10 protein-coding genes are annotated in these 11,317 nt (G+C 33.6%); 1 reads left to right on the top strand and 9 read right to left on the bottom strand.

Annotated elements, in window-relative coordinates; genetic code table 11:
• Positions 1-3,321 (top strand): AAA family ATPase (locus CY0110_RS26640; RefSeq protein ID WP_008278764.1); only part of this gene is annotated, 3,321 nt, incomplete at its 5' end.
• A gap of 35 nt (positions 3,322-3,356) precedes the next feature.
• Here CY0110_RS26640 and CY0110_RS26635 read toward each other — a convergent pair.
• The 9 genes from CY0110_RS26635 to CY0110_RS26595 all read right to left on the bottom strand — a co-directional run.
• Positions 3,357-4,925, bottom strand: coding sequence for a DEAD/DEAH box helicase (locus tag CY0110_RS26635; protein ID WP_008278763.1), 1,569 nt, complete (start codon positions 4,923-4,925; stop codon positions 3,357-3,359).
• Positions 4,926-4,961: 36 nt separating this feature from the next.
• On the bottom strand, positions 4,962-5,795 hold the full coding sequence (locus CY0110_RS26630; protein WP_008278762.1) for a hypothetical protein: 834 nt from the start codon (positions 5,793-5,795) through the stop codon (positions 4,962-4,964).
• Positions 5,796-5,834: 39 nt separating this feature from the next.
• A complete protein-coding gene (locus tag CY0110_RS26625; RefSeq protein ID WP_008278761.1) occupies positions 5,835-6,359 on the bottom strand; it encodes a hypothetical protein in 525 nt (174 codons plus the stop codon).
• Entirely contained in the window at positions 6,323-6,682 is a 360-nt protein-coding gene (locus CY0110_RS26620) for a hypothetical protein (protein ID WP_008278760.1), read from the bottom strand. Before CY0110_RS26620 ends, CY0110_RS26625 begins: the two co-directional genes overlap by 37 nt.
• Entirely contained in the window at positions 6,675-8,111 is a 1,437-nt protein-coding gene (locus CY0110_RS28205; protein ID WP_008278759.1) for an AAA family ATPase, read from the bottom strand. Before CY0110_RS28205 ends, CY0110_RS26620 begins: the two co-directional genes overlap by 8 nt.
• Positions 8,112-8,138: 27 nt before the next feature.
• Positions 8,139-8,858 (bottom strand): DUF6753 family protein, encoded by a 720-nt coding sequence (locus CY0110_RS26610; protein ID WP_008278758.1) that lies wholly within the window; start codon positions 8,856-8,858, stop codon positions 8,139-8,141.
• A 30-nt stretch (positions 8,859-8,888) separates the two neighbouring features.
• Positions 8,889-9,776 (bottom strand): hypothetical protein, encoded by an 888-nt coding sequence (locus CY0110_RS26605; RefSeq protein ID WP_008278757.1) that lies wholly within the window; start codon positions 9,774-9,776, stop codon positions 8,889-8,891.
• A 59-nt stretch (positions 9,777-9,835) separates the two neighbouring features.
• Positions 9,836-10,348 (bottom strand): hypothetical protein, encoded by a 513-nt coding sequence (locus CY0110_RS26600; RefSeq protein WP_157464670.1) that lies wholly within the window; start codon positions 10,346-10,348, stop codon positions 9,836-9,838.
• A gap of 1 nt (position 10,349) precedes the next feature.
• Positions 10,350-11,317: acetate and sugar kinases/Hsc70/actin family protein (locus CY0110_RS26595; protein WP_008278755.1), on the bottom strand; the 968-nt coding region annotated here is incomplete at its 5' end.

Here is an 11,317-nt window from a genome sequence, read left to right as displayed (position 1 = left end):
AATGTGGGACGACAATTAAGCCAAAAACTCGGAATTGAATTTGATGATGCGAGAACTCTTCATAGTTTATTAAAATATCGTCCTGGTATTGACAATAAAAAAAATGAAGAACGATTCCTCGGTCGCAAACTAGATCCACAGCAAATCAGTGAACTTCCTGATTTAATCATTGTCGATGAAGTATCAATGGTTAATGAAGAAATGTATGATCTCCTAAAAGAACTAGCACAACATAGCAAAAAAATTCTTTTAGTGGGAGATAATGCTCAAATTCGTCCCGTGAATGAGGGAAGGTCAAAGGCTTTTAGTGATCCGACTATTAAACATCGAAGTCAACTTACTGAAGTTGTTAGATATTCTAATCAATTAGGCTATTTAGCTACTGCATTACGAACTAATCAACAACAGAAAAAACCCTTAATTACTTCTAGTTCGGATCAAACAGTTGTGGGACAAAATCAACAAGATTGGACAAACAACATTCTTACTCATTTTACCTCCGAAGAATTTAATAAAAATCCCAATTATTTTCAGGTTTATGCTTATACTAACGCTAGAGTTGACGAACTAAATAATCAAATTAGACAAGCTCGTTTTGGTAATAATGCTCCTGAATATGTTGAAGGTGAAATTATTGTGGCTGATGATAATGGTAGAGATATAGATGACACAAGAAGTATTTATAACGGAGAAGAATTAAAAGTTATTAATGCTAATAAACTTACTTCTAACTTGGATGAAAATAAATTTTCGACTTGGTTATTAACCGTACAGTCAGTCAATGACTCCTCACAAACTTTTGATATCAAAATTATTGCTAAAGAAAGTCAGCAAGCTTTTAGTAAAAAAGTTAAAGAATTAGATAAAGCTTGGAAAATGGAAACTGATCGAGCAAAAAAAAGAGAAAAATATAAAAAAGCTCAAGAGTTTAAACAAGCTTATAATTATATTAGTTATAATTACGCTAGAACTTATCATAAAGCTCAAGGGAAGACTAAAACTAAAGTTGCTATTGACCAACAAAATATTAACGATTCTTTTAATAAAAGAATTGAACAAACTAAAATTGAAGCCTCTCGTCAGGATTTAATTCAGCAGATGCAAGAATTAACTTATGTCGCAGCTACTAGAGCTTCTGAACAATTGTTTGTTTATAACAATAAAGCTGCCCTAATTTTGTCACAAAAACCTTGGTATCTTCCTAATGAAGAATGGGAGAATTCTCAAAGTGATATAAATACTAATCAAAAGCCTGAACTCTCTTCTCCTGATAACTCAGATCAAACCTCTGATGTTGAAAGTAATACCAATACTAATTCATATTCATCCTCGTCTGCTATTCAAATTCCTCCAGTACCAGATGAGGAGCTTGAACCAGCAGATGAAGATGAATACATTCCTTCAATAGAAGAGTTAGAAGACGACTATCATACTGATTTTGATCCAAATGATGTACCTTTACCTGAAGATGAATATGATGACCAAATAGAAAATGATAATTCACAAACTTTAGATAAAAATAATATTAAACCAAAACCAAAAGTTAATAGTAACCATTCTTCTAATAAAGATAATAATCAAACTTCATTCATTGATATCTCAAGCAAACCAGTAAACATGAATTATAGTTTACTATTACATGGAGAAGATAATAAATTACCTGTTGATACTACCATTGATGCCATGCGTGGCCATGGTCGAACTCACACGACAAGACATTTTCAACCTTATAAAGCTTACAAATTTATTGAAGGTGATATAGCGATCGCTTACTCTGGTAACAAAGAAAACCCTGATAAACAAGTAGCGTTTCTAGTAGGGAAGCAATACCAAATCACCGATCAAATGATTAGAGATCCACAGTATAGACAAGAATGGGCAGAAAAAGAGAAACATAGTGTCAAAGAACTCGATAAACTAACAGAGAATAAATATAAATATGAGGATAACAAAGGATTATGGGGATTAGAAATAACCCCCTTGGGAGATTACAAAGATGGAAAAATATATAGTTTTGACGGGGAGATTGATCTCACTGAAGATGTTGTTAATAAAAATTATGACCAAGTTCTCAAACAACAGAGTAAAGTTTTACCTACGTTCTTAGAAAAATCGCAAACAAATAATACCTCCCCCAAGTCTCAAGATAATCAAGACCCTTTATTAGATGGGTCAGATATTATCAAAAAGATACTAAATAAACTGGCAGATAATTCCCAAAACTTAGAAAAATTAACGGAAGATTCAAATCAGTCAGAAACTACCGTAAACATCAAAATAGTTTTCGGAAGAAAGACTATATTTGAAGGAAAATCTACCGATGAGGAAATTCTCTTAAAAGGAGTGTCTCAAGAAGATTTAACTTATTTAGAAAAGGCTTTAGATTTAGAAACAGGTCAAACACCCTCAGAATTTAATCGTGATTTACTCATTAGATTTAAAGGACAAGAAATCTTTAGACTAGAAAATGGTGTAGTTAAACTTAATCATTTACAACCACAACAGATTGAGATTGATATTAAGACATCTGAGGTCAAACCTAATATTAAAGATATTGAACAACTAGATGAATCTGAAACAACTGTTACTACTTCTAGTGACATTGAAGAAACATCAGAAAAAGAACTAACAAATTCCAATGACATTAAAGATGAAATAACTACCGAAGATAAGAGCCAAAAATTCGACAGTAACAACAGTAATAAGTCTCATTATCTTGAAACTTCAGCTAATTCAACAGAAGAAAATAATGTTATTGAAGAGTCTGAAGTTAAGACAAATACTGAAAATCTTGTTTATAATGAAAAAGATAATTCAGAAATCGAAAATCCTGAGTTAATAAATTCTAAATCAATAAATTCTGCTCAACCAGAATCTTCTAATTCTTCATTTCAAGAAGTTCTTGACTCACTATCTACTTACTTATCTCCTGAATTTATGCCTGAAAATATTGCCATTCAACAACAACGAACAGAGCAAGTTGCCCCTGTCTTACTGGCTCTACTCCAAGCTAAAAGATTAACTGATCCCGATAATTTTAATTGGGATGAAAACAATAAAACTCTTAGTTATAAAGGGAAACAAGATATAATTAGCTGGAATGGAGAACAATTATCTCTAACCAGTCATGATGGCGCAGTTAAAATGATTGCCAAAGCTGATAAAACTGAAAATCAAACTAAATGGAAGGGTCAACATCTTCCTCTTAATAGTCCAGGTTTGTCGGAAAAAGACGTTACTAAGTTCACTGACTATAACTTAATCAACTCCGTAAAAGAAACTTTAGTTAATAACAGTTCAAATGTCTCAAAAGTAGCGTGAGGAGTTGAGGAAGCGAAGCGTGTGACTGATGAGTGTTAAAATTCCCAACAATTATTTTCAACCCAGTTGGGAGTTTTAATCTGATGTTTTTTGACTAATAATTTTAGATAATTAAGATAATTTTTTTGATCAGTTTCACTAGGATTATCACCAAAGATAGCCCCTTTACGCCAACTAGCAGGAGGGTAATGACCATAAGTTGATTTAAAGAGATTATCAGCATTGATAAATGATGTTTGATTCTGATAAGCTTGTTTAATCAACTTCTGATAATGTTGATATTTTTGACGAGAACTTTCGGGAATAACCAACTTTAACTTTTTAGGAGCATGGATTTCATATTGAGGAGAGAATTTATGACGACATTTTTCATTAGAACAAACTTGTAAACTTCCTAATATCAATTGTTGACACTTGGGACAATTTTTCATGGGTGGAGGAGTTTTATGATCAGGTTTGTTTTCTGAAGTTCTTAACTCCAAATCTTCATAACTAATATCCTCGAAAAAGCCAAATTCTTCAACTAACCCTACAGCGTCAAGAACAAGACAATCTCGTTTTTCTCCATCAGGAGTAATCCTTGCTCCTCGACCAATTTGCTGTATATACTTGGCTTTCGATGTCGTTAACCGTGCCAAAACCACACAACTAACAATAGGAACATCAAACCCTTCACTTAAAGCCTCACAACTGCAAACAACTTGGATTTTTCGTTGTGCTAATTGCTCATAAATCTTCTCACGATCGCCTATTTTCATCGTGCCATCAACAGAGGCCGCAGAGATGCCCTGATTGTTAAAAGCTTGTGCAATTGCTTGTGCGTGTTCTATATCAATACTAAAGATAATAGTGGGACGATTTTTGGCTTTATCGAGCCATTCATTAACAATATGTTGGATAACTTCAGGAGTATTACAACGAACTTTTAGTTTAACTGTCTCATATTCGCCATTTCTAATGCGTAGTCCTTTTTTCTCTACTTTGCCAATAGAAAAATAGGCAAATGGCACTAAGAAACCCTGAGAGATCAATTCTCCGGGTAGAGGGGCAAAGACTGAAGATTGATAAAGATCCCCCATCGCTTGATACTTGGACCGTCGCCAAGGAGTTGCGGTTAAACCAATACAGATGGTGTGATCATCTTGAGATAAAGGTAATCGAGGAAATAACTCTAGAGAAAAATTAAACCAGTTGGTCAGATGTGATTCATCAAAGATAGCTATATCAAAAGGAAAATGATGGTTTAACCATTCGACTCCTTTCCTACCTAAAGTTTGCACTGATGCCACTTGCAACGGTTGAGAGAGATTGAGTTGATGGCGGCCTGCAATGATACCATGAGGTAAATGAGTAAACTTGCTAACGGTTTGCTTGACTAAAATATCCCGATGAACAAGAAAAAGAACTTTCTTATTCTGCAATAGAAAGTCCTGTGTGAGATGGGAAGCGATAACGGTTTTTCCTGCACCTGTTCCAGCCACTACTAAAACTCGTTGACGTTGATCCGTTTTCAATTGCTGATGTACACTTTCAACTACTTGCGCTTGATAGGGACGCAGTTTAAAAGGGCTTGGTTTTTGAGGTGCAAAGTGTAGGGCTACCATTTACCATTACTTCTTGAAAATTAATTTTCTATTGAATTAACTAACTTTGGCAAAATCAGCCCTAGCAAATTTGAGAATAGTTTTATCTCCTTTTTTGTCTTTGTCAACTACAGTACAAGGTGTTTGTCCATATTGCTGGTAATGTTTTCGTAGTTGATAATTTGCCCAAACCTCGAAAACTTCTCCTACCGGTTGATTAATATCTAAGTTAAATTCTTGCACTTGAAAACGAGTTGCCCCTGGTTGTCTGGGATCTAGACCTAAATTTTCTTGTACTATTAGGCTTTGCCCAACTTCTAGGGAACTCATAGGAACAATAGAACGAGGATAAAAATTAATGATTTGAGGAGGAATAGTCCCTTTTCCTTGTGGCATTTTAACTTGACTGGAATCTTTTTTATATTGTTCGGTAATAGTCGTTTGCCATTCTTTAAAAATACCCGTAGAAACTTTTAAAGCTGCGGTTAAATCTCCTTCCTTAATAGCAATTGTTTGATACCCTGTAAAAATGAAACTGTCATCAAGTTGTTTAGCATAATCTGTCTCATATTCAATAAACTGAATTTCTTTGTCGATGGGTTGAGGATTATTTTGAGCATCGTACAATTTAACTTTATTCGATTCATCTCGATAAATTTTAGGAACCCCACAATAGACTTCCTCTTTGAGTTTAAATAGACGACATAAAATAGTCTCTTCTCCTAACAACCGCAAAATGTTGTTAATGTCTTCGCTTTCTTCTCCTAACTTATCAATCACATCACTTACACTTAAACAATAATCTTCTCCAGTTGTCTTCACTAAAGCTTTTTCTGAAAAATCAATTGTCTTTAAGTCTTCTAAGTTTAAAAAAGGAATTTGTTGTGACATTGGTTTTCTCCTTACTTGATTGAGTGAAATTAATTACAATTAGTTGATTTTGGTGGTGACTTTTTTAGTCACTTCGTACTGATTAGTATCCACGGGACAAAGGTGATACTTATTGAGGTTTTTGGGTGAAGTTTCATCTAGTTGATTAATGATTACACATGGTTTTTGTTCCTCCATTAATTTCACTTTAGGGGGTAATCTAGGGTCTAAATAAGATCGCCAAACCAGAGTTACACTTTCTCCATAGCGATGATACATAGCATATAAACAATGATGATTTATCCCACATAGTCCTTGATGATTAAAGTCAATCCATAACACTTCATGATTATCTTTTTGCCATAATCGACTAATATTTAATTCAAGGTCTTTTGCTGATAATTCACTATTTTCTTTAGCTATTTTTTCTAGACTACTTTCACTAAGTTGTGAAACAGTTTGATTTGAATTTTTAACTAATGCGATTAATCCAACTAATCCAACTAATCCGATAATAGTCGTTAATCCTATCAATAATCTTTTTGATGCTAAAATCTGAGGGAACTTAAAGTTGTAAACAAACATAATCCTAATATTAGTCCTAAAAATGATAAGCTCCATCTCCATAATTTTATGGCTGGTTTTTGAATATAAATCATAAATAATTCGTCTATCCTCTTTGAAGAAAGATTATTGACCATCTCTTCTAAAGACATAGGTTGATACTCAAATGTCTCTTGATAAAGTTGGGCAACCAATTGACTTTTTTTATGTTCATTCAAAAACTCTAATACTCGTTTTCTTATGACTACTTGAGAATAATTAGTGGACTCTTTTCGTTGTGGGTAACATTCCCTAACTATACTACTGGTGACTGGTAACTGATGAGGAGTGACTGATTTAGACATAACTATGATTTTCTTGAGGGCGATAGGAACTAAAACGACTTGTATCTTCTCCTAATACTGGTCTAGTAAAATGACGATTCATTCTAATTATTTCTAATTGTTTAGCCAGTAAGGGAATAGATATAGACGCTTTGACTTCTTGTTGAACTTCTATCAATTGACGATGAAATTTCTGAGGATATCTCACAGGATAATTATTCAGTTCTTCTACCAAATTTACGGAGGCCGACAGTAATTTTTCATACAAAATCGTATGCAGTCTTTTAATGGCTGTCCCGATTTCTGCTGCTGTATAGCCTCGGTATTGAGTAAATAAATCAAACCATTCATAATCGGTAAAAATATTACTCTGCCAACAACTAAACCTTTGGGACAAATGCAAGTTAAAGATTTCATACATAGCTCCATTGTGTAATTCGTTATCAAAAAACCAGACATATTCAAACCGTCTGAACATTTCTGGGGGTAGTAATTGTAAATGGTTAATCGTTACAAATAACAACACAGGAGTCGTATGGTCTTGTAACCAATTAAGTAACTTTCCTGTTAGTTTTGTGGTCACTCCTCCTTCTGTTAATGCTCCTGCGATCGCTTTCTCAAATTCGTCAATGGTCAGAATCACATTCCCGAATAAATCAACAAATTTAAGCACATAGTCCAAATTATCGAGGGTTTCTGCCACCGTACTGCCATACAATTGTGTCCAGTCTAGGGAGATGAGTAAGGCTCCTGTGTACTTGGCTGCTAGTTTACAAGTCAAAGATTTACCCGTTCCTGGGAGTCCTAACGCCATTACGCCTTTGGGGGGTCTTAACCCTACTGCTAAAGCGGTTGGGCTAAATAAATCAGCGATGGTTTGTAAATCTTTTTTTAGTAAATCTAGTCCTGCTACATCTGGTACATCTGGTTCAGAAGGTAAACTTAATCCCTTACTTTGCAATTTTTGGGCTTTATAACTTAGTATTTCCTGGGGATTTTTAGCTTTTGGCAATAACTCTAAAACCTCGCCCTTTGATAACCCTAAACAAGCTGTGTACCACGAATTAGTATTTTTCTGATATTTTTCTAATAGTTTTTTTAATGATTCTCCTCTGGGTAATGGGATTTCTTTAATGGGTAATATAGGTGCTAAATCTTCCCCCATCTCTATATGGGTATCTAGAAAGATTAATTTATAGCCTTTTTTATTCTCTAGTTGTTGATTGGCTACAATTATTTGGTAGCGATCGCTGTGAGAGACTGGGTTCAAAATCCCTTCAATTACATAAATCCCTGGAGACTGATTCAGACAACAAAGCCAAGATTCAGTCGGTTTTAAGGTTCCATCGGGTAACAAAAATCCTTTTAGTCCCAAATTCCAGAGGTTATATTCCCCTAGAGATTTCAATACATATTTTCTATCAATTAGATTACATTTAATTGCATACATAGCTTAATCACTCCTCACTGAAACTCCTCACTGAAACTTTCGTTGTTCAGGGGGGATACGCCAAGTCACACAGTACCCTGTGGTAGCTCTGCGATCGCCGACTAATTGCCCATCTTTAGTTACAGCTTCAGCCCATCCAATCCCAAGACGTGCCACACTTTTTGAGCAACTTCCATCAAGTAATCCAGGGTTCCATTGGATTAGGTTAAAAGCAAATCGACCCTCTTTGCTCTTAGCCCAAGTTAATAACTGACGGTTTTCAATTTCTAGAGTGCTTTGATATTGCATCTGTGCATAATGGTAAGCACTTATTGCCCCTAACCCGAATAAAAGCAATCCACCACACCCAAAAGCGATTCTCTTTAACCACCTTCTTTTAGGAGTTGGTAAGGATTGTTTTTCAAGCAACCTGTTAACACTGCGACTAATATTGGCTTCAATTTGTTTGACACTAGCACTTTTTAACTCATCTGTTTGTTTTGCCAATAAGCTCAGTAAATTAACCGTTCCTACTTCAAACGCTTTTTCAATTTCATTGGGAGCATTTAAAGTTACTAGGTTAAAATAATGACAAGCTAACATTAATTTAAAGAGAGGATCATCTGGTTTAACTTTTGACACAACTAAAAACCTGAAAACCTCTTCTTTCATGTCAGGTGTGACATCTTTTAAGGCTAAATCTATATAACTTTTAATCTCAGAATTAGATTTTATATAATCTTTGATTTCAGTAATAGTTGCTTCCATTTTAGGAATTTACTCCTTTCTGTTGAGTGACTAAATAGGTAAAGATTGTGCGGTTCTTTGTTTAGTTTGATGATTCTGTAAATTTTGATATTTTACTTCGGCTGACTGGTTAAATAATTCACCAAATAAATTATTAATTTTTTCCAAGTATTGTTGATAATGACTACTCCAAAGTAAACTTAATTGATTTCCTTTAACAATTTCGTCAAAAGAAGTTTTCTGTTCACTAACTAATTCGTCAATTTTATATCTCAGATTAGGAGCTAACTCAGGGATTACTAATACGGGAATTTTTAAATCATTGATCTCTTTAATTAATCCCTTAGAACTCTCTGAATCAATTGTCTCTAGGTATTTAAAAGATTCACTTTGCCCATTTTGACCTTCATTAAGGATAAAGATAGTTTTAATAAAAGGCTTATCTTTATATCGTTGTAAATGTTCTCTAAATAATTTAATACTTTGATAAGAACCATCACTGACAAATAAATAATACGCTGTTTCATAAACTTTTTCTTGAATTTCTTTTTTAAATAAGCCAAAAGTTTCAAAAAAATTATTAAAGTTCTTTTGAATATTAGAAGGAAGATTGACAATTACTAAAAATTTATTTTCACTTTTATCATAAATATCAAAAGGATCAGCTAATTTATATTTACTATCAGAAAATTCAACCTTTTTCATCCAGGGATATTTTTCATAAGCTTGATAAACATCATCAACTGAAGGATCGGCATCGAAAACAGTTATTTTATCTTCCCATTGTTTTCTCAGGCAAAATCCAATCAAATGTCTAGTTAAATAACTTTTTCCAGTTCCTCCTTTTTCTCCTCCCACAATGATTAAATTTTTAATAGGTGTGGAAGTCCCCTTAGAGGTGTTCGATTCTGTTTTTGCATTTTCTTGAAGTGTAGTCATAATTTAATCCTCTTAATTTTGTCTTTATTAAGCAGTAATGGTTTCTCACAGATTAAGAATTAAACAGGATAATCGGGGAAATTATCAAGGATTCTTTGAGTCGTATCTGAAGATAAATCATCTGTTTCTTCTTCTTCTTCTTCATAGATGATTGGTGGTTCCTCATCTTCAGTTAAATCATTATTATTAATTAAAGTGGGGTCTGACTCATCAATTAGTTCATCAACTCTAGTAGATTGCTGTTTTGAAATTTCCTGATTAGTGATAGGTTTAAACTTATCTTTTAACCAGTTAGAGGGAGAATCTAAGTAATTTCTGGTTGTCTCTAGTTCTTTTTCTAAATTTAATAAGAGTCCTCTTGCTGCTTTGAGGCATTTTATTAACTCTTTTTCGTAAAGTTTACGGGGAATTTCTCGACTGAATACAGGAAGATATTGACAAAATAGTAAAGTCATAATTTCTTGTCTAAGTAAGCTGCTATCCATTTGACTTAAATATTCTTCTACTATTTCTGTAGCTTCATTCCGTTCAATGTAGTTAATAGTGATAGTTCTTTGATTTGGTCTTCCCATGTTACTTTTTAAATACTCCATATACATCAACAAATCTTAAGGCATTATCTTTAAAATTTTCTTCAATTCCTTGAGGAAATCTTATCTCGTTTAAAATTTTCTCTTGATAAATTTCTCCCACGAAACTAGGGTTGATACTCTTAAACAAATTATCATTTAAAATGAGAGGCTTGAGAAATTCCGACGTTCCTCCCATAAAGTTCAGGTTATCAAATTGAATATCTTTTAGTTCTTTTTTAAGCCATTCTCTTATGGATAACCATAATTGATTTCGACTATTTTCATAAGCAGCAAGAATTCTTTGATATTCATTATTAGCATAATCATCATCGTGACTTTTAATTAATCGTTTTAATTGAGTTACATCATTTCTGGCTGACCATAAGGTAAGAAGTGTAGCTTTATTTTCTTCTTGTCCGATAGCCTTTTCACAGAAATATTTTAGTAATGTATGAAACCCCAAAAGAGTTGAATTTCCCTTGGTATAAGCTACTTTTTTAAAGATGAGATAACTAGAATTTCGGTGGCCTAGCATAATAATTAATTCTGTTGTCTCACTTTTTTTGCCTAATAATAATCCTCCTAATCCTTCAGGGTAAATTTTTAAACTTGGTTTGAGGGTGATGCTCATGGGTCGATCTAAGAAATAATATCGTTTAAGAAAACTGTTTAGTTTCTTAGAAAATTGAGCATTTTGTTGAGAATCATATTCTTTTATGGGAACGAGAATCGTTAACTCTAACTCTAGAGGTTGAGATGGAGAACAAGAAATTTCTTCAAGAGTTGCTATTTTTCCTAATGTGGCTGCGATACGGTGAATCCCTTCATCTACTTTAGGTTTGGTAAAGTCCGGAACAGGGTAGAATTCTTCGGCTAACGCATCGGTAATCCAGATTTTTTCAGCACTCTTTTTAGAAGCAATCCAGTTAATATCACTAGACAATTTTATATTTTTCTGAATTGCTCTAT

The organism is Crocosphaera chwakensis CCY0110 (assembly GCF_000169335.1).
In the GTDB taxonomy this organism is placed as follows: domain Bacteria; phylum Cyanobacteriota; class Cyanobacteriia; order Cyanobacteriales; family Microcystaceae; genus Crocosphaera; species Crocosphaera chwakensis.
The sequence above is the reverse complement of the archived record's forward strand: the minus strand, read 5'-3'. Positions and strand labels throughout refer to the sequence as shown.